The organism is Phytoamicus setariae (assembly GCF_016722925.1).
Classification (GTDB): Bacteria; Pseudomonadota; Alphaproteobacteria; order Rhizobiales; family Rhizobiaceae; genus Rhizobium_E; species Rhizobium_E setariae.
Genome location: NZ_JAEQNC010000008.1, coordinates 215,822 through 235,103, shown reverse-complemented (window position 1 = coordinate 235,103; position 19,282 = coordinate 215,822). Strand labels below are relative to the sequence as shown.

Annotated in this window: 18 protein-coding genes; 4 read left to right on the top strand and 14 right to left on the bottom strand. The window is 60.0% G+C overall.

The window, feature by feature from the left end; all coding sequences use genetic code 11:
• Nucleotides 1-27 precede the first annotated feature (27 nt).
• The 4 genes from JJB09_RS16185 to JJB09_RS16170 all read right to left on the bottom strand — a co-directional run bounded on the left by JJB09_RS16185 (nucleotide 28) and on the right by JJB09_RS16170 (nucleotide 2,828).
• On the bottom strand, nucleotides 28-1,371 hold the full coding sequence (locus JJB09_RS16185; RefSeq protein ID WP_201660210.1) for a nitric-oxide reductase large subunit: 1,344 nt from the start codon (nucleotides 1,369-1,371) through the stop codon (nucleotides 28-30).
• 24 nt (nucleotides 1,372-1,395) lie between these two features.
• The gene (locus tag JJB09_RS16180) at nucleotides 1,396-1,848 is read right to left on the bottom strand and encodes a c-type cytochrome (protein ID WP_201660207.1); all 453 of its coding nucleotides are present in this window, start codon (nucleotides 1,846-1,848) and stop codon (nucleotides 1,396-1,398) included.
• A 149-nt stretch (nucleotides 1,849-1,997) separates the two neighbouring features.
• Nucleotides 1,998-2,279 (bottom strand): cytochrome C oxidase subunit IV family protein, encoded by a 282-nt coding sequence (locus JJB09_RS16175; protein ID WP_201660204.1) that lies wholly within the window; start codon nucleotides 2,277-2,279, stop codon nucleotides 1,998-2,000.
• Between the two features lie 3 nt (nucleotides 2,280-2,282).
• Nucleotides 2,283-2,828 carry a cytochrome c oxidase subunit 3 gene (locus JJB09_RS16170; RefSeq protein WP_201660201.1) on the bottom strand — a complete coding sequence of 182 codons (546 nt, stop codon included), beginning with the start codon at nucleotides 2,826-2,828 and terminating at the stop codon, nucleotides 2,283-2,285.
• 109 nt (nucleotides 2,829-2,937) lie between these two features.
• On the opposite strand from JJB09_RS16170, the gene JJB09_RS16165 reads away from it, so the two are divergent.
• From JJB09_RS16165 to JJB09_RS16155, 3 genes are all read left to right on the top strand, one after another.
• A complete protein-coding gene (locus tag JJB09_RS16165; protein WP_201660365.1) occupies nucleotides 2,938-3,099 on the top strand; it encodes a hypothetical protein in 162 nt (53 codons plus the stop codon).
• A 22-nt stretch (nucleotides 3,100-3,121) separates the two neighbouring features.
• Entirely contained in the window at nucleotides 3,122-3,808 is a 687-nt protein-coding gene (locus JJB09_RS16160) for an NnrU family protein (RefSeq protein WP_201660198.1), read from the top strand.
• A 105-nt stretch (nucleotides 3,809-3,913) separates the two neighbouring features.
• Entirely contained in the window at nucleotides 3,914-4,360 is a 447-nt protein-coding gene (locus JJB09_RS16155) for a pseudoazurin (RefSeq protein ID WP_201660195.1), read from the top strand.
• A gap of 57 nt (nucleotides 4,361-4,417) precedes the next feature.
• On the opposite strand, the gene JJB09_RS16150 is transcribed toward JJB09_RS16155, so the two are convergent.
• Both JJB09_RS16150 and JJB09_RS16145 read right to left on the bottom strand, forming a co-directional pair.
• On the bottom strand, nucleotides 4,418-5,185 hold the full coding sequence (locus JJB09_RS16150; RefSeq protein WP_201660192.1) for a pyrroline-5-carboxylate reductase: 768 nt from the start codon (nucleotides 5,183-5,185) through the stop codon (nucleotides 4,418-4,420).
• 241 nt (nucleotides 5,186-5,426) lie between these two features.
• Entirely contained in the window at nucleotides 5,427-6,107 is a 681-nt protein-coding gene (locus tag JJB09_RS16145) for a hypothetical protein (RefSeq protein ID WP_201660189.1), read from the bottom strand.
• 487 nt (nucleotides 6,108-6,594) lie between these two features.
• Here JJB09_RS16145 and JJB09_RS16140 point away from each other — a divergent pair, with 487 nt between their 5' ends.
• Complete coding sequence (locus JJB09_RS16140; RefSeq protein WP_201660187.1) at nucleotides 6,595-7,785, top strand: NAD(P)/FAD-dependent oxidoreductase; 1,191 nt, start codon at nucleotides 6,595-6,597, stop codon at nucleotides 7,783-7,785.
• A gap of 405 nt (nucleotides 7,786-8,190) precedes the next feature.
• On the opposite strand, the gene cysG is transcribed toward JJB09_RS16140, so the two are convergent.
• From cysG to JJB09_RS16100, 8 genes are all read right to left on the bottom strand, one after another.
• A complete protein-coding gene (gene cysG / locus JJB09_RS16135) occupies nucleotides 8,191-9,642 on the bottom strand; it encodes a siroheme synthase CysG (protein WP_201660184.1) in 1,452 nt (483 codons plus the stop codon).
• Nucleotides 9,614-12,268, bottom strand: a complete 2,655-nt coding sequence (locus JJB09_RS16130; protein ID WP_201660181.1) for a nitrate reductase — start codon at nucleotides 12,266-12,268, stop codon at nucleotides 9,614-9,616. The genes cysG and JJB09_RS16130 overlap by 29 nt, the downstream gene beginning before the upstream one ends.
• 216 nt (nucleotides 12,269-12,484) lie before the next feature.
• Nucleotides 12,485-12,814: a nitrite reductase small subunit NirD gene (gene nirD, locus JJB09_RS16125; protein ID WP_201660179.1), complete on the bottom strand. Its 330-nt coding sequence runs from the start codon at nucleotides 12,812-12,814 to the stop codon at nucleotides 12,485-12,487.
• Nucleotides 12,815-12,825: 11 nt separating this feature from the next.
• Complete coding sequence (gene nirB, locus JJB09_RS16120; RefSeq protein WP_201660176.1) at nucleotides 12,826-15,276, bottom strand: nitrite reductase large subunit NirB; 2,451 nt, start codon at nucleotides 15,274-15,276, stop codon at nucleotides 12,826-12,828.
• A gap of 14 nt (nucleotides 15,277-15,290) precedes the next feature.
• Nucleotides 15,291-16,559, bottom strand: coding sequence for an MFS transporter (locus JJB09_RS16115; protein ID WP_201660174.1), 1,269 nt, complete (start codon nucleotides 16,557-16,559; stop codon nucleotides 15,291-15,293).
• Between the two features lie 319 nt (nucleotides 16,560-16,878).
• On the bottom strand, nucleotides 16,879-18,090 hold the full coding sequence (locus JJB09_RS16110) for a CmpA/NrtA family ABC transporter substrate-binding protein (protein ID WP_201660172.1): 1,212 nt from the start codon (nucleotides 18,088-18,090) through the stop codon (nucleotides 16,879-16,881).
• Complete coding sequence (locus tag JJB09_RS16105) at nucleotides 18,087-18,707, bottom strand: ANTAR domain-containing response regulator (protein WP_201660360.1); 621 nt, start codon at nucleotides 18,705-18,707, stop codon at nucleotides 18,087-18,089. The genes JJB09_RS16110 and JJB09_RS16105 overlap by 4 nt, the downstream gene beginning before the upstream one ends.
• Nucleotides 18,708-18,826: 119 nt before the next feature.
• Nucleotides 18,827-19,126, bottom strand: coding sequence for a DUF1330 domain-containing protein (locus JJB09_RS16100; RefSeq protein ID WP_201660170.1), 300 nt, complete (start codon nucleotides 19,124-19,126; stop codon nucleotides 18,827-18,829).
• Between the last annotated feature and the right edge of the window lie 156 nt (nucleotides 19,127-19,282).

Sequence of the window (19,282 nt, the reverse complement as noted above, 5' to 3'; positions counted from 1 at the left end):
CCGCCGGGAGCCGGCGGGACCATGGGCTCATTCGGCCGCGTGCAGGGAGCTGACGTTGGGGATTCGCTCCCTGCCCGGCACGAACAGAGCCCAGAGGAACATCAGGGTCGAGATCAGGACGAAAACGCCCGAACCGAGCCTGATCCAGTAGAAGATGGCCAGCTGGTCCTGGACGTCCATGTAGCTCTCGCCGAGCACGCGCTGCAGATGGACCTGGAGGACGCCTGCGAAGGTTAGCGCGAAAGTCATGACCGACATCGCCGTGCACATGATCCAGAAGCTCACCATCGACAGCATCTGGTTGTAGGGGGCACGACCCCTGATTTCGGGCACAGCATAGGCCATCGCGGCAAGGTTCAGCATGACATAGGCCCCGAAGAACGCGAGATGGCCATGGGCTGCGGTGACCTGGGTACCGTGGGTGTAGTAGTTCACCGACGACAGCGTGTGCAGGAAGCCCCAGACGCCCGCGCCGAAGAAAGCCATGACCGAGCAACCGATCGACCAGAGAATGGCGGCACGGTTCGGATGCTTGCGACCCGCCTTCCAGGTCATCACGAATGTGAAGACGACCATAGTGAAGAAGGGAGCGACTTCGAGAGTGGAGAAGATCGAGCCGATCCACTGCCAGTAGCCCGGCGCACCGATCCAGTAGAAGTGGTGGCCGGTTCCAAGGATACCCGAGAACAGCGCCAGACCGACGATGACGTAAAGCCACTTCTCGACGACTTCCCGATCGATGCCGTTGAGCTTGATCATCAGGAAGGCCAGAACCGAGGCCATGATCAGCTCCCAGACGCCCTCGACCCAGAGATGGACGACATACCACCAGTACATCTTGTCGAGTGCGAGATTGGACGGATTGTAGAACGCGAACAGGAAGAAGATCGCCACGCCCCATAGTCCGAAAATCAGGATGTTCGTGACCACCGTCTTGCGTCCCTTGAGGACAGTGAGGGTAATGTTGAACAGGAACATCAGGGCGACGATGACGATGCCGACCTTGATGACAAAGGGCTGCTCGAGAAACTCTCGACCTTCATGAATGTGGAAGAGATAGCCGACCACGGCAATGGCAGCCGCAATCAGGAAGATCCAGAACTGTGCGATCGCTATCTTGGTGCTGTAGAGCTCGGTCTCGGCTTCTTCAGGAAGCAGATAGTAGGTCGTCCCCATAAACCCCATGAGCAACCAGACGATCAGCGCGTTGGTGTGGATCATGCGTACGATGTTGAACGGCAAGAGCTCGGAAAGCGTGTTGGGCAATACGTAGATCGTGCCCGCAAGGACGCCGAACAGGACTTGGGCGACGAAAAGGCCAAGCGCGCCGTAGAAATACAGCATCGCGACCTTCTGTGTTTGATATTTCATGATGGTAGTCCTTCCCCCTGGATATCAGCCGGCATCATTCGGCGGCCACTTCTGGGTCTTGATCTTGCTCGTCCACCGCAGGAATTCTGAGAGATCGTTGAGTTCCTGACCTGTCAGATGGAATTGCGGCATCTGCCGACGTCCCTCGATGCCGGACGGCTGCGCCGCCATCCACGCCTTGAAGGTTTCGCGGGTGCTCTCCACGTCTTCGTCGCCGCCCATGCGGGTCCAGACATTGCCAAGTTCGGGCGCGAAGTACGCTCCCTCGCCGAGCAGCGTGTGGCAGTTGATGCAGGCGTTCTTTTCCCAGACGTGCTTGCCCCGCGCGACCGCGTCCGTCAGCGCGGTTTCGTCCGTGGAGGTGGTTTTGATGTAGTAGTGGCTATGCGCCGTCAACGCGACGAAGATCGCGAAGAAGAAAGCGGAACCGCCGTAGAAGACGTTCCGTGCTCCGGTTTTTGTCAGGTGTTCCGACATTGGTTTCCCTCTCGATACCCGTGTCAAAGGCGGGGTCGAATTGTTTCAGGCTATGCAAGGCGTCGCATGCGCCGCCGGCCAAGCTTTGTCGCAGTTCGCGGAGCCCCTCTTTGTGAAAATGCAAACAAATCCAAGAAGGGACAGGGCCATCAGGCGGCGAACAGCTGCACCATCGCTTTCGCCACGGTGGCGACAGCGAAGAACGCCGACCATACGAGCAGCGCGGTCGACAATCCGGGACGCAGGCCGCGCAAGCCCATGAAATCCAGGATGACGATGCGCGACTTTACGACGGTCAAGACCAGTATGATCGCGAGCGCAGCGACCGGCACAGCTTCGTGCTTCCACTGGGCGGCAATCAGCGCTGCCACGCAGGCGGCGAGCGTGAGTCCGATGGCGCTGCCAAGCAGCCAGGTTTGACGACGTTCCATGACTTACCCCAAGTAGACAACGGGAAATATGACCAGCCAGACAATGTCGACCACATGCCAGACCGTGGTGACCAGCGTGACATTGGACCGCTCCGGTCGGCGGGCGACGAGCAACATCACGAGGGCCAGGAACACGACGTGCGCCAGATGAAACCCGGTGATCAGGAAATAAAGTTCGAAGAACGCGTTGAAAGTCGCGTCTCCCATGAACCGCAACTCCCCCTGGTATTCGATGAGTTTCACCGCGGCGAAGACAAAACCGAGCGTGGCGGAAGCGATAAGGGCGATGCGGCGCTTCTTTTCCGACACAGCGCGTGCAGCTTCGGCCGCCAACCAACCGCTGGCAATCAATACGATGGTGTTCAGGCTCGCCAACCGTCCGTCGAGGTGCAGCTTGGCGATCGAGAAGCTCTCCGGGTGAAGAAAGGACATCACCATGAACCCTGCGATCAGGATGCCGAAAGCGGCCAGTTCGCTCCAGACCAGGATCCACAGGATCAAGTCTCCGCTTTCTCCCCTCGCTTCGCCTTCGCCCGTTATCACCGCCATGCGCTGTCTCCTTTTTCATCAGAGCATTATGGTGGCGCGCGACAGACTTCTTTGCGCTTTGACAAAGACCGTGTCGGTTCAACGGGTGATAACGGCATCGAAAAGGAGCATGCTCATGACCGATGCCCAGACAGGACTAGCAGTCGCCACCCCCATCATCGTGGGCTTCTCGATCGCGCTTTACAGGATGGGAGTGCTTCAACGCTATAGCGCAGGCATCGCCGTGGCCGCGTCCGTGGTCATCGCAGGCGTCCTATTCTTCCAGCAATAGCCGGCATTTGGAGTTGATGACGATGTCCGGCTTGTTGCTCGCATTCCTGATATTCGTGGCGTTGCATTCGATCCCGGCGATACCGCGGCTGCGCAACGGGCTTATCCGGCTGCTCGGGAGGGGGCCCTACCTCGCTGCTTACTCACTGGTTTCACTGGCGGCGATCGGCTGGCTCTTCCACGAGGCCATGAACACTGACTACATCGAACTTTGGCAACCATCCGCCTGGCAGTCGTGGATCACCTTTGTGTTCGCGCCGCTGGGACTGTTCTTCGTTCTGACGGGCCTTTTCAGCGTGAACCCCTTTTCAGTTACGCTCAGGCGCGATGGAGAGGAGATTGGCGCGATCGTGAGGATCACCCGTCATCCTGTGCTGTGGGGCTTCTTTTTCTGGTCGCTCGGCCACGTCTTTCCGAACGGCGATTTGCGGTCTTTGATCCTGTTCGGCGGCTTCGCACTGTTTTCGCTGGCGGGCATCGTTCTGCAGGAACGCAGAAGCAGGAAACGACTGAGAAGCCGTTGGGCAGTGGCCATCGACGGCACCAGCATCGTACCGTTCGCCAAAGTTTTCGGCAATCCGCGCTCCCTTCGCTGGGATGTGCCGATCGTTGTCGGCTTGCTGACAACCTTAACGGTGGTCATCTGGTTGCTGGTCGGCGCCCATCTCGCCTTCTTCGGCGTCGATCCGTTGATGGCGTCGGCGATCTGACGCCCGCCCGACATCGACCGTTTGTTTGTGGAAAGTCAAAGAAGCGGTTCGGGAAGAGCGTAAGTTGATGTCCATCAAGTACGGATCTTTAGAAGGAGCAAGAGAATGAATCGTTTGACGAAACTCGTGATTGGCATCGCAGCGATGGCCGCCGCCACGGCTACGGCAGCGCAGGCGGCCGATTTCGAAGTGCACATGCTGAACAAGGGCAAGGACGGAGCAATGGTGTTCGAACCCAGCCTGACGAAGGTTGCCAAGGGCGACACCGTCACGTTCATCCCCACGGACAAATCGCACAATGCCGAAACCTTCAAGGACCTCATCCCGGAGGGTGCGACACCATTCAAGGGCAAGATGAATGAAACCGTGAAATTCACCTTCGACGTCGCGGGCGCATACGCGATCAAGTGCACCCCGCACGTCGGCATGGGCATGGTCGCTCTCGTGGTGGTCGGAGATACGCCTGCCAACGTTGCCGCCCTCAAGGCTGCCAAGATGCCGAAAAAAGCGCGCGAACGCATGGATGCGGACATCGCCGCCGCCGGCATCTGACCCTGAACAAATCAGGCTTTGTACCCGCTGGTGATGCCACACGCGGGTACACGTGTCTCAGCGACCCTCGATGCGGGCCAGAACCTTGTTCAACGCAGTCGTCAGCGCTTCAGAGCCACCTCGAGAGAAATCCTCGTGGACCTGCTCGTTAAGGCCACCGCTGGTCGAATACTCCAGCCGCAGTTGCTCGAATGTCGGGGAACCTGGCTTGCTTGCCGCCTCTGACAGGCTGACGAAAAGTGGCGCGAGATAGGCTTTTGCCTGATCGTACGCCATGCCTTTCTGCTCCAGCCAGCGAGCCGTTGTTTCCAAGATTCCGAAATAGGTCCCCATCAGGGCGCTTGCTGCACCCAAAAGATCAAATTCTTGCTTGGACGCGACCTCGACAGAACTCCCCAATGCATCAAAGAAACCAGCGACCTCTTTCTCCGGAGGAAACACCGCCGTTACGCCTTTGCGGTCGGCGACAAACGGAAGGGGGATCGCACGAGTGATCGACAAAGGCACACCAATCCACTCATGGAGCGTGTCGATCTCAACGGCAGCAATCAGACTGACCACTTTTTGGCCAGGTCGGAACTGCAACGCCTCGATGACTTCGCGGGCGATCTGCGGGCGGATTGCTAGAAAGACGATTTCCGCGGCGTCCACGACTGCCTGGTTGTCAGTCCCGACATGGACAAGCGCTGAGCACTGCGCCAATCGCCCGGCAACCTCGGCATTGCGCGGCGAGATGTGAATTGTCTCAATGGAAAGCTCCGACGCCAAAGCTCCGCGAATGATTGCTTCGGTGATAGCACCGGTACCTACAAAACCAAGTTTCAAACTCGTCTCCGATGCAAACGCGAGTGATGTAACAACAGTTCAGTAAACTCGCGCGTCCGCTGGCGCAAGACACGAGGCAGTGCGCGTGGCATTGAACATCAGCGGATTGATATCGCTCTGCGAGGTATCGACCGGATCATCGCCTCTCAGATCAGCGGAGGCGGCGGCAGAGGTTGCCGCCACCTTCTTCCCACTTCTACGAAGCCTGGCTACAAACCAGCGGCATCGCGGTCACACCGTTTCAATAGCATGGCGGATACGGATAATAACCGCATGCCGGGGGATAGTAGGGCCGTGCCGCCGCTCCGATAACGGCGCCTGCCGCCACCGCCGCGCCGTAGCCCGCGGCAGGATGCGCGTACCAGCCCCCACGCCACACTGGAGCACGGACGCCCCCGACGAACCCGACGCGTCCCATTCCGCCGCGGGCTGCAAACCAGTCGATAAAGAGCGAAGCCGGGCCGTTGGCGCTGGTGAGTTCACCTTCCAGAACCTCAACGTCGAATGTCAGGGTGCCGCCCTCAAGCTTCGGCTTGTTCAAAACGACGACGGCATCCTCGATCGCTTTTCCATCGCTGTTCAGTACCGAGATGGTTGCGTTGGGCGGGTCGGTTGCGAAGCTGTCCTTGCCCTCGTCCCACTGCTTGATGAAATCGGAGGTCAGCACATGCCCGGCCGCTCTCACCGGGCGGTCGGCAAACACGATTGTGTTGGCCGACATGCTGGTCATTGTCAGCTTGCCGTTGGCGAGTGTCGCGCCTCCCGAGTTGAGAACGGCCAGCGAGGGAATCATTTTCGTTTGGGTCGCGCCAATGGTCTTCTGCCCTGGCGTGCTGATCGCGTCTTGGGCCAGCACCACTCCGGTGCAGGACAGCAGGCCTGTTGCGAATGCAAGGATGCGAATATTGAACTTCCGAACCATGAGGAACACTCCCGGTTTGCCCGCCTGCGGGCGTTTCGTTACTTCAACAGTCCAATGTACACGAGCTGAATCCGCCGATTGCCGGCGGCCTGCGGGTTGGCGGGATCGACGAACCGCTCCTCGTCCACACCGATCGCAACGTGACGGCCCGAGGCGATGGTAAAAGCCGTTGTGAGCGCCTCGATTATGGCATTGGCACGCTCTTACTTTCAGGTCGGATACCAAGCTTTGCACAATGCTAAACAACTGCAAGTACGTAACGGTAACATACGCGCCGAGATGTGCCCAAAATTCGGACGGCTGCACACATGTTTCCATACGCGAAGTTAGGACTGCCGAGGGATAGGATTGCTCGGTCATTCAAAGGTACTATGCCGGTAGCGCCTATGTGCTGGTTCGAGCGACGCCATCGCCAAGCCGTCCGCGGGGTTACTTGTCGACAATCCCTTATTGTGTAGAAATCATCCTGCGGAGGGGTAATTTTCACATGGAATGGAATGCGAATAGCGAAGATCGTGTCGACGCCGTGGTCATCGGTGCCGGCGTCGTGGGGCTTGCGGTGGCCCGCGCGCTTTCGCTGTCCGGGCGCGAAGTCATTGTAATGGAAGCTGAGAAAATCATCGGTTCCGCAACAAGCTCGCGAAACTCCGAAGTCATTCATGCAGGCATCTACTATCCGCCCAAGTCATTGAAGGCGCAGCTTTGCGTAGAAGGAAAGTCCGCCCTTTATGACTATTGCCGCGAGCGCGGCATCGGCCATGCGCAGCCGGGAAAGCTATTGGTCGCCAGCGATGAGGATCAGATCGCCAAGCTTCACCAGATCAGCGAGAATGCGATCGGTGCCGGTGTAACCGATCTTGTCATGCTCTCGCGTGCGGAGGCCAAAGAACTGGAGCCTGAACTGAAATGTCATGCTGCCTTGCTTTCCCCATCGACGGGGATCGTCGACGTGCATGAACTGATGCTCAGCTATCAGGGCGATCTGGAGAACACGGGCGGCATGCTGATTCTGGGTGCCACGGTTGTTGCCGGCAAGGTAACGGATCGCGGCGTCTCGCTGCTGATAGACCAGAATGGTCAATCGGTGCTGTCCTGCCGCACGGTCGTCAACTGCGCAGGACTGTCTGCGCAAAAGGTGGCCTCCTCGATCGAGGGCTATGCGGCCAAAGCGATCCCGCGCCAGTATCTGGCAAAGGGGAATTATTTCAAACTTGCGCCCCGCCCACCGTTCAAGCATCTGGTCTATCCGATGCCATCCAATGGCGGCTTGGGGATTCACCTGACGCTCGATCTTGCCGGGCGTGCCCGCTTTGGGCCGGATGTGCAATGGGTGGAAGACATCGACTATCGCGTCGACGAAACACGCCTGCCGCTATTCGAAGATGCAATACGCACCTACTGGCCGGGCCTACCATCGAATGCACTGGCACCGGACTATAGCGGAGTCAGGCCGAAGCTTCACGGCCAGGGCACGCCAGCGGCAGATTTCATGATCCAGTCGGGCGAGGAATACGGCGCCCCTGGGCTCATCAATCTCTTCGGTATCGAATCACCGGGCATCACCGCTTCACTTGCGATCGCAAACTATGCGTGTCGGCTGGCGAATTGCAATGATCGCCAGCACATCTCAACGCCGGCAGCATCCCCATCTGGAGTTCAAGCGGAAGGAGATACATGACTCAACAATCCAAAATGCAGCGCTCGTAATCGCAGGTGCTAGGCACCCGACGGCATACCTTCGGCAATATCTATGGCCACGTGAAAGGTGTCAGCGACCCCGCTACCTAGATCCCAGCAACATGAAGGGCCAGGCATGTTGCGCCCGCCATGGTCTTCAATGCGGAATTCGCTTCCGGAATCGTGAACACCATCAAGACTGTGATGACCGCCAGGAGCGCGCCGGCGGCAACCCCGGTTTCGGTGAAGACCAGGCTTGCCGAGCATAGGAAAACCGATGTGGCAACGGAAGTCATCGGGGACAACAAGAGTGAACGCGTTGTGGCCGGAGAAAAGATCAGGCTGAAGCGTTGCCAGCAACAGGCAGCGGCAACGCACAGCAACAATTGCGGTAAAATCGAAATCGTCATCGCGCGACCCTTTCCGGGAATTCGAAGCCCTGTTGCCTGGCGTTCGATTGCTGGCGCTTCGAGAACACTAAACCGATGCCAATCAGGACTGGCTCATCGACGCCGATCGCCTCGATAGCCGTGTGCAGATCGACAAGAAACCCGGTCCATTGGGTCTCGTTGGGGCGCGAAACAGCGCTCATCACAACGGCAGGCGTTTCCGGGTTCATGCCATGCGTCAGCAAATTGCACCGGATTTCGTCGGCGGTCCGGCCACCCATATAGAAAATCGTCGTCGTCCGGGCATCGGCGAGACTGCGCCAATCCAGGTTGGTGGGGAGATGTCCCTGACGCGAATGACCAGTGACAAAGCGCACCGTCTGGGCATGATCACGATGAGTGAGCGATGCACCGAGCCGCGATGCCATGGCGCTCGCAGCGGTAATGCCGGGCACGACATCGACGACTATACCAGCGTGTTCCAGAAATTCGATTTCCTCGCCCGCGCGGCCGAAGACCATTGGATCGCCGGATTTCAGGCGGACAACGTGCTTGCCGGCCTTGGCGAGAGCCAGCATGGTCGCATTAATGTCCTCCTGCTTGCAGCTTTCCCGGCCGCCACGTTTTCCCACCAGCATGCGCTTGGCCTCGCGACGGGCAAGCTCCAGCACTTCATTCGAAACGAGATCATCGAACAGGATGACATCCGCGGCCTGCAGCGCGCGCACCGCCTTGAGAGTCAGCAACTCGGCATCGCCGGGTCCGGCACCCACAAGCGTGACTCGGCCGGGGCGTGCGACATCGCTGCGAATGCGGTCGGCATCGGCAAGAAGTCGTTGTACGGCATCTGCTTCGGGCTCATTGCCCGCGAAGGCTCGATCGACAAACCGCTCCCAGAAATTTCGCCGCTGCACGGATGTCAGGTTCTCCATGACACGGGCGCGCACCATCTGGGCGAGTTGGCCCCAGGACTTCAGTGATTGCGGCAGCAGTGTCTCGATCCGGCGGCGGATCGCCTGCCCGAGAATGGGGGCCGCGCCATCCGTGGATATCCCGATCACCACCGGCGACCGATTGACGATCGAGCCGAACTTGAACTGACAGAACTCGGGCTTGTCGATCACATTGACGGGGACACCCGCAGCCGCAGCCCGATCATGAAAGGCACGCGCTTCTTCGTCGCTTTCGCAATCGCCGATGGCAAGCGCAAAGCTCTTGAAATATGCGCCGTCCCAATGAAGGTCGTGATGCGTGAGGTGGCTCGACATGCCCCGGAAAGTGTCGGAGAGTTGCTCGTCCGGGCAGAAGACATGCACCTGAGCACCCGTGGCGGCCAGAAGTTCGGCTTTCCAGGCAGCACCGTCGCTGCCGCCGGCCACCAGCACCGGCTTGCCCTTCAGGTCGAAGAACACCGGCAGGGAGGCAAGTGTTGCAATACGCTCATTCTGCGGCTTGGCGACGACACCCATCGATGATCCCCTTGATTTCGACGCGGCACGAGCCGCAATTGGTTCCGGCGCTCAACGCGTTGCCGATGGCCTCGACCGTGCGGCAGCCGTCTGCGACAGCGGCGACGATCTGGTTGACGCCGACCGAAAAGCACGAGCACACAGTAGCGCCCGGATCCATCTGTCCTGCACCCGGGCGCCCGGCGAGAATGGCAAAGCGAGCGCGCGCTGTCGCAAGCGAGGTGCTGAGCTGCTTTACCGCCCAGTCGCGCGAGACGGCCACCGGCTCCGGCGCGGCATAGAAGGCGAGTACCAGGCGATCGTCCTCGAAGAAGCCGTGGCGTTGCTGGCCGGTCGTGCTGTCGGCATAAGCGAGATGCTCCATCCGATCGGAGAGGCCGAAACTGTCGCGGCACCACGCCTCCATATCGTCGGGCATGGCATCAAAGCCGAACTCAACCCGCCAACCGCCTTCCGCCTTGGCCATGCCCCAATAGGGCGCATCGAAACGCCCCGGCCGGAACGCGACGACCGCAAAGCCGAACGCCGTCATCTCGGCAGGGCGCACGCGAACGCCGGCATGTTTTAGCGCCGGCTGGCCGGAGACCGGATCGGTGCGCGGCGCGAGCAATGCACCGATCCGGGCATCGGCCGCATATTCGTCGGTCCAGTGCATTGGCACGAACACGCTGCCGCGCGGCTGGCGCTCCGTGAGCAGCGCCCGCAGGACGACCGAGCCGAAGCCATTTTCGAGTTGCACCAGCCCGGCTTTGGAGATGCCCAGTTCGAGCGCGTCAGCAGGGTTGATCTCGACGAAGGGTTCGGCGAGATGCGAGGAGAGCCGCGCTGCCTTGCCGGTCCGCGTCATCGTGTGCCACTGGTCGCGAATGCGGCCGGTGTTGAGGATGAAGGGGGCGTCAGAGCCCGTGCGATCGTCGCGCCCGGACTTTACTGCGATAAATCGCGCCCTCCTGTCGGGCGTGTAGAACCCGCCCTTGGCAAAGAAGCGTGTCGTGCTTGCCGCCATGCCGCGTGGCTGCGGCCATTGGAATGGCATCATGGCATCGAATTCATCCGCACCCATGTTCGCCCGTGCACCGATGTCGAAATCGCGGCTGCCGCCATTTTCGAATGCCGAGAGCGCCGCATGTTCGGCAAAGATCTCGGCCGGACCGGCGTAGTCAAAGCCCGCAAAGCCCATGCGCTTGGCGACCTCGGCCATGTGCCACCAGTCGGGCCGGGTCTCGCCGGGCAGATCGAGAAAGCCGCGCTGACGGGAAATACGCCGCTCGGAATTGGTGACCGTTCCATCCTTCTCGCCCCAGCCGGTGGCGGGCAGCAGCACATGGGCAAGCGCTGCGGTGTCGGTGTTCTTCTGGATGTCGGAGACGACCACGAATGGACAATTGCGGATCGCCTCGCGCACCCGGTCGGCATCCGGCATCGACACGACCGGATTGGTCGCCATGATCCACAGTGCCTTGATACGGCCATCGGCCACCGCCTCGAACATGTCGACGGCCTTGAGGCCGGGCTTCTGGGCGATGGTCGGCGCGTTCCAGAAACGCTGGACACGCTCGCGATCCGCTTCGCTTTCGATGTTCATATGGGCGGCCAGCATATTGGCGAGCCCGCCGACTTCGCGGCCGCCCATGGCATTGGGCTGGCCGGTCAGCGAGAATGGTCCCATGCCGGGCTTGCCGATGCGGCCGGTCGCCAGATGGCAGTTGAGGATCGCATTGACCTTGTCGGTGCCGATGGAAGACTGGTTGACGCCCTGGCTGTAGCAGGTGACCACTTTTCCCGTCGTCTCGAACAGGCGATAGAAGGCGCGCAACTCAACGACAGTGAGCCCAGTTTCCTGCGAGATATCGAGAATGGTTCTGCTTTTCGCCACCTCGAGCGCATCAGGAAAACCTGTCGTGTGGGCCGCGACATAATCGTGATCGAAGGCCGAGGACGAGGCGAGATGGGCGAGCAACCCATTGAACAGCGCCACATCGCCGTCGCTGCGGATCATCAGGTGCATGTCGGCAAGATCGGCACTGACAGAACGGCGCGGGTCGATCGTCACGATCTTCATGCCCGGTCGGCTCTGCTTTGCCGCCTGGATGCGTTGGTTAAGGACAGGATGGCACCAGGCGAGGTTGGAGCCGACGAGGATGATCAGGTCGGCGAGTTCGAGATCCTCATAGGTGCCCGGAACCGTGTCGCTGCCGAAAGCGCGGCGATGGCCGGCAACGGATGAGGCCATGCACAGCCGCGAATTGGTGTCGATGTTGGCCGAGCCGATGAAGCCTTTCATCAGCTTGTTGGCAACATAATAGTCTTCCGTCAGGCACTGGCCGGAGACATAGAAGGCCACCGAATCCGGACCATGCTCGGCGATCGCTTCCGAGAATTTCTGCGCCACGAGATCGAGCGCGTCATTCCAATCTGCACGCTCGCCACGGATCTCCGGAAAAAGCGCACGACCATCCATTGATAGCGTATCGGCCAGTGCCGAGCCCTTGGAACAGAGCCGACCGAGATTGGCGGGGTGGTCGGGATCGCCCTTGACGCTCACGATGCCATGTTCATCGACCTTGGCAATGACGCCGCAGCCGACACCACAGTACGGGCAGGTGGTGCGGGTTTCATGCGGCATGGTACAATTCCCTCGCAGTCAGTGTTGCCGCACCCCCCTCTGGCCTGCCGGCCATCTCCCCCTCAAGGGGGGAGATTGGATGGAGCGCACTCCCCGCCAAGTATAGGCGGCTCGATTGGGGCAATGTGGGTCTACGTCTGCTGATCTCCCCCCTTGTGGGGGAGATGGCCGGCAGGCCAAAGGGGGGTATCAAGCGCGTTGCCGTCATTGACATCCTCACTCCGCTGCCATCAGTTGCTCTTCCAGGGCGATGAAGATCTCATCGCCCCGAACTTCCAGCGAAATGGTCTTGACCGAGCCCTCGTCGGCACCGAGCGCCTCGCCTGTCTCGAGAGAAATCACCCAGTTGTGCAGCGGACACGTAACCGAGGTCCCATGCACGATACCCTGGGTGAGCGGCCCGCCCTTGTGCGGGCAATGATCCTCGATAGCGAAGACCTGGTTTTCCGCCGTGCGAAACACGCCGATCTTGCCTTGTGGCGTCTTTACGCAGCGTGCGCCGCGCAGCGGGATGTCGGTGAGCTTGCCGATTGCGATCCAGTTCATTTCGTTCTCCTTCACTCGGCAGCGTCAGCAAAGCCGACCGAAGCCATCGGGCGGAATTCATGCTTGTCCTTGCCGGAGACGCGCTCCGACCATGGGTCGACCTGGGCAAATTTCTGGCTGTAGACGAAGCGCTCATAGTAAGCTTGGCGCTTGTCCGCTTCGTCCATGATCTGGCGGCGGATCTCAGCGAGCCCGATGCGCTTTGCCCACTTGTAGATGCGCTCGAGATATCGACCCTGTTCGCGATACATCTGCGTCAGCGCGACGATATGTTCGAGCGCCTCGTCCTCGGTCTTCACCAGGCCGAGCACTTCGGTACCCTTGATGTCGAGGCCGGCGGCCCCGGCGAAATGGATTTCAAAGCCGGAATCGACGCAGATGACGCCGATGTCCTTGCAGGTGGCTTCGGCGCAGTTGCGCGGACAGCCGGAGACGGCCAGCTTCAGCTTGGCCGGCGTCCACGAGCCCCACATGAATTTCTCGATGCGGATGCCGAGGCCGGTCGAATCCTGTGTGCCGAACCGGCACCAGTCCGAGCCGACGCAGGTCTTTACCGTCCTAAGACCCTTGGCATAGGCCTGTCCCGAGACGAAACCGGCCTGACCGAGATCCGCCCAGACTGCCGGCAGGTCTTCTTTCTCTATGCCGAGCAGGTCGATACGCTGGCCGCCTGTGACCTTGACCAACGGGATCTCGAACTTGTCGACGACGTCGGCTATGGCGCGCAGTTCCTTGGCGTTGGTGACACCACCCCACATGCGAGGGACCACTGAATAGGTGCCGTCCTTCTGGATGTTGGCGTGTACTCGCTCGTTGATGAACCGCGACTGGTAGTCGTCGGCATATTCGTCCGGCCAGTCACAGACGAGGTAATAGTTGAGCGCCGGGCGGCATTTCGCGCAGCCGCAGGATGTCTTCCATTCCAGCTCCTGCATCACTGCCGGGATGGTCTTGAGCGCCTTCGCCTTGATCAGGCGTCGGACATCGTCATGGCCAAGATGGGTGCAGCCGCAGACCGGGGTAACCGCGGTCGGGTTGTAGGCATCACCCAGGGTGATGGCCATCAATTGTTCGACCAGGCCAGTGCAGGATCCGCAGGAGGCCGACGCCTTGGTGTGGGCGCGAACGCCATCCAGTGTCGTCAGACCCTTTGAGACGATAGTGTTGGTGATCCTGGATTTGCATACGCCGTTGCAGCCGCAGATTTCCGCATCATCCGGCAAGGCTGCAACGGCCGCCATAGGGTCCAGGGGGGTGCCTCCCTGGAACGCCTGGCCGAAGATAAGCGTGTCGCGCATATCCGAGATATCGACCTTCTTCTTCTGCAGGTCGTTGAACCAGGCCCCATCGGTGGTCTCGCCGTAGAGAACCGTTCCGATGATCCTGTTGTCCTTCAGCACAAGGCGTTTGTATGTGCCGCCTGCGGCATCGCGGAGCACGATTTCCTGACGGTCCTCGCCATCGGCGAAGTCGCCGAGCGAGAAGAGGTTGATACCGGTGACCTTCAGTTTGGTCGGTGTATCGGCATGAACGAAGGCAGCTGAACGATCGCCCGCCAGATGCGAGGCGGCAACGCGCGCCATCTCGTAGAGTGGTGCGACCAGGCCATAGACCTGGCCGTCGACCTCGGCGCATTCACCCAGAGCCAGGATAGAGCCATCCGAGGTCTGCATGCCGGCATCGACAACGATGCCGCGATTGCAGGCGATACCCGCATCCTTGGCAAGGCCGACATTCGGCCTGATGCCGACAGCCATCACCACGAGCGTGGCAGGAATGATACGGCCGTCGTCCAGCTCGATGCCCTCGACCTTGCCGTTACCGATGATCGCCTTGGTGTTCGCCTTCGTGACAACCTTGATGCCGCGCTCCTCCACCGCCTTTTGCAGGAGGTAGCCAGCAGCCGGATCGAGCTGGCGCTCCATCAGCGTCGGCATGACATGCAGCACGGTGACGTCCATGCCACGCGAAGCCAGGCCTGCCGCAGCCTCGAGCCCGAGCAGACCGCCGCCGATTACGATAGCCCTCTCGCGCGATTGCGCCGCCAGCAACATCGCCTGGACGTCGTCGAGATCGCGGTAGGTGATGACACCGGGAAGGTCCCTGCCCGGAACCGGGATGATGAAGGGCACGGAGCCGGTGGCGATCACCAGCTTGTCGTAGCTCTCGGTCACGCCGTGATCCGACGTTACGGTCTTTGCCGCACGGTCGATGGCGACGATCTTGTGGCCCTTGTAGAGGGTGATGTCGTGCTTGATATACCAACCGTCACCGTGAATGATGATCTCTTCGTATTCCTTCTCGCCGGAAAGAACCGGCGAGAGCATGATACGGTCGTAATTGACGCGCGGCTCGGCGTTGAAAATCGTGACCTGATACTGGCCGGGCGCCCGCTCCAACAGATGCTCCAGCATGCGGCCCGGGGCCATGCCATTGCCGATGATGACGAGTTTCTGAGTCATGTTCTGGGCTCCCATCAGCTCGCCACGGCAGAGGTCAGCGTCGCGGGCTCGCTACGCTGGAGACTGCGGATTGAAAAATGCATCCAGACAAGAGAGACGACGACCAGTGCGAAGAGCAGCAGGAAGCAGCTCGACCACAAGCCCGTGACATCCTTGAGGTAGCCGAAGGCGATCGGCAGGATGAAACCGCCCAGTCCGCCCATCATCCCGACCACGCCGCCGACCGAGCCGACATTCTCGGGGTAATAGGCGGGAATGTGCTTGTAGACGGCCGCTTTACCCAGGCTCATGAAAAAGCCGAGGACGAAGATGATGACGATGAATGCCAGCGGTGCGATCGTCACCGGAAAATGGCTTTGCGCGCTGGCGGCAGGCAGCGCGAGAATGAGCGTCGCGATCGCGGATACGACAAACACGGCGTACATGACGCTACGCGCGCCCTTGCGATCCGAGAGCGCGCCACCATAGGCGCGGAAGATGCTGCCGGGGATCGAATAGGCCGCAGCGATCATACCGGCGGTGGCCAGCTCGAAGCCATAGGCGCCGACCAGATAGCGCGGCAACCAGAGCGAGAGCGCCACGAAGCCGCCAAAGGAGAAGAAATAGTAGAGCGAAAAACGCCAGACCTGTGCATTCTTGAGCGGCGCGAATTCTTCGAGAAGGCTCTTCGAAGCACCAGGATTTCCCTTGCGAGCCAGGAAGGCAGGATCATCCGTCGTTGAAAACCAGAAGGCTGCAGCCATCAGCACGAGACCAAGCGCCCAGATCTGCGCGACCGACTGCCATCCCCAGGCGATCAGCACAAATGGTGCGAGAAACTTGGTCACCGCCGCACCGACATTGCCGGCGCCGAAAATCCCGAGTGCCGTACCCTGCTTTTCAGCGGCGAAGAAGGGTGAGACATAGGCGACCCCAACCGCAAACGATCCGCCGGCAAGGCCGACACCAAGCCCAGCGAGAAGCATTTGCGGGTAGGTGTGCGCAAAGCTCAGCAGGAACGTCGCGAGTGCTGCGAGCAGCATCGTCAGCGTGTAGACCAGCCGGCCGCCGTAGCGGCTGGTCCATATGCCGAGCACGACACGCACGATCGAGCCGGTGAGGATCGGCGTTCCAACCAGCAAGCCGAACTCGCTTTCGGTCAGGCCGAGTTCCTGCTTGATGCGGATCCCGATGATCGAGAAGATCGTCCAGACCGCGAAACAGATGGTGAAGGCGCCGGTGGAAAGCCAAAGCGCGCGGTTTGAATCCTGGGGAGAGGGCAGTGCTTGATTGGGTTCGATCATGGCTTGCTTGACGCGCCTGGCGCCACCTCATCACGTGTTGAACGAAAAAAGCCGCTGAGCAGGGATCGCACACGCCTGCGCATGTGCTTTGAATCCTGTTCAGCGGCTTTGCTGTGAGAACGCCCGTCGTTGGACGTCGATATCAGGCTCGATGCCTTTGAGAATGAATATGCAATCAGCGTGCCAGTTTTTGATACTGGCTACGATTCAAGGAAAATCAAACCGTTAACGAGACGACTGGATTGGTCGAGCGCCGAGCCTGGTGATTATTTGGTCGGCAGTTTTTTGCATTGCACAAGAAACCGGCATTCTAGCTAGGCTACCGTTGCTGTTGTGCGATGTAATCATCAAGCTTGTCGGGGTCGAACAGCGTGCCGTCGAAAAACCCGTCAGGCCCGAGCGTCAGGGCGCCCGTCGATCCCACCGGCGTCTCCTGGGTAAGAAACCCCTCGACCTTGGAATTGGCGCTCGGCAATGCAACGCAAAGGGATTTGAGCGCCGTCCGGTAGATATCCGGGCGGTAGGTGTTCATTGCGACATCCGCGTTCCGCGGCGTGTGAGCGACCTGCCCCCATCGCACCATCTGACTGTAGAGCCAGAGGGCATGGCTCTTCCACGGAAAGGTCGCAGCCTTCGCCTGCGTTACGAAGAACTCGCCGACGCTATGGGTCGCACCATCACCGATCTGGAAATTCCCGGTCAAGGCAGGACGGATCCATTCAACCGGCTTGCCAATATAGGCCTGCCTTGAAAGCAGTTCGGCCAACACTTCGCGATTTTCAGCCAGGGAGCACCATACTGCCGAGCGGTAAAGTGCGCGCAACAGCGCCGTCAGCGCCTCCGGCTCACTTTCCGCCCAATCCGCGTTGACGCCGAGGACTTTTTCCGGGCTGGAGCGCCAGAGGGCGGCCTTTGTGGTGGCAATATGCCCCTCGCCCTGAAGTACACCCGCCGTATTCCATGGCTCCCCGACGCAATAGCCATCGATCGCTCCGAGCAGCAGCGCATTCGGCATATCAGGCGGCGGCAGGATCAGGAGTTCGATATCGACGTCCGGGTCGATACCGCAGGCAGCGAGCCAGTACCGCAATTCATAATTGTGGCCCGAAAACGGATGAACCACGGCAAACCGCAACCTTTTGCCGTCGCCTTTCGCGAGCAGCGCCTTGAGCGCTCCTCCATTCGTGGCTGGGTCAAGATTCGTTGTCGCGCCGTGATCAGACATCCTCCGCCAGAGCGCCTGCGACACCGTCACGGCGTTGCCGCCCAGGCCGAGCGCCATCGGCGTGATCATGCGCGGCGAAAGCGCCGTAAGCCCGAGATTGCAGGCGATCGGCATGGGCGCCAGAATGTGGGCGGCATTGAACTGTCTGACAGCCAGCCGGTCGCGGATCGTTGCCCAGGAGACCTCACGTACAAGTGAGAGCGCGACAGCCTCGTCCTCCGCGAAACCCATCTCCCGGGCAACGACGAGCACGGCGCTGTCGACGAGCGGCACAAATCCAGCCGTGACGTCAAAACGGGTTGTCATGGCTTCCCTCCGGGATCGAGCATGTTGGCGACACTGACGAGGCTCTGCGCGATGTCGATGATCTTGCGATTCTGGTCCATCGCCGTCTTGCGCATCAGCGTATAGGCCGCCTCCTCCGAGATGCCCCGGGATTTCATCAGGAGAGACTTGGCACGATCGACAATCTTTCGGTTCTCAAGCGCGCCCTTGGCTTCATCGAGCTCACGCGCGAGACGGTCAAAGGCATTGAAGCGACTGATCGCCATCTTGAGGATTGGCCGGACGCGCTCCTGCTTCAGGCCGTCGACAATATAGGCGGAGACCCCGGCCTCGACAGCCGCCTCGATCGAGGCTTCGTCGGATTTGTCGACAAACATCGCGACCGGCCGCTTTACGGCCCGCGAAAGCTGGAACATGCTTTCAAGCATATCGCGGTTCGGGTTTTCGAGGTCGATGACGATGACATCAGGATTGATCTCGGCGATCCGCCTGGCGATCCCGTCGATCTCCTGAATGACCGTCACCTGTTCATAGCCGGCCTCCCTTAGGCCAGCCTCGATAATCGACGCGCGGATCCTGTTCTCGTCGATGACGAGAACGACCAGCGACGACAAGTTCGATGGCGGGGTGTTGCGCATAATCGGCTGATATCTGCTTTCAGTGAAGAAATACAGGCTTTCGTGATTGTTCAAGCGTCGCCCAATCCTGCCAGTTCAGGCTCGATGGTCCAGCGTCCAATCGTCGTTGATGCGCGAGCCTAGCCGGGTAAAGCAACTCCTTCGAGAGCAATGATTCTCGTCGTTGCACAGCGTTCGCGAATAGCTCTGAGGCGGGCGTACTCGGGAGAGTCATACCAAGCCATCAGCGATGTCATGTCTGGAAACTCGACAATCACAAGGCGATGTGGCTCCCAATCGCCCTCAAGCACTTTGGTTGCTCCACCGCGCCCGAGGTATCGCCCGCCATAGCGCGCTTCAGTTGCCGGAACTTCCCTGCGATATTCTTCGAAGGCGTTGTGATCAGTTACGTTTACGTCGGCGATAAGATACGCAGCCATTGCATCCTCCCAACATTTAGAGGGAGGACCATATTGCATTTTTCATCCGGCAGCCAGTTCGGCCGCCGACAGACTCCGGCCGATAGCAGCTGTTCAGCCTGTCAGCGCGATCGATGAGTTCGGGCGGCGAAAATCGAGGCATGGGCATCAAAGAAC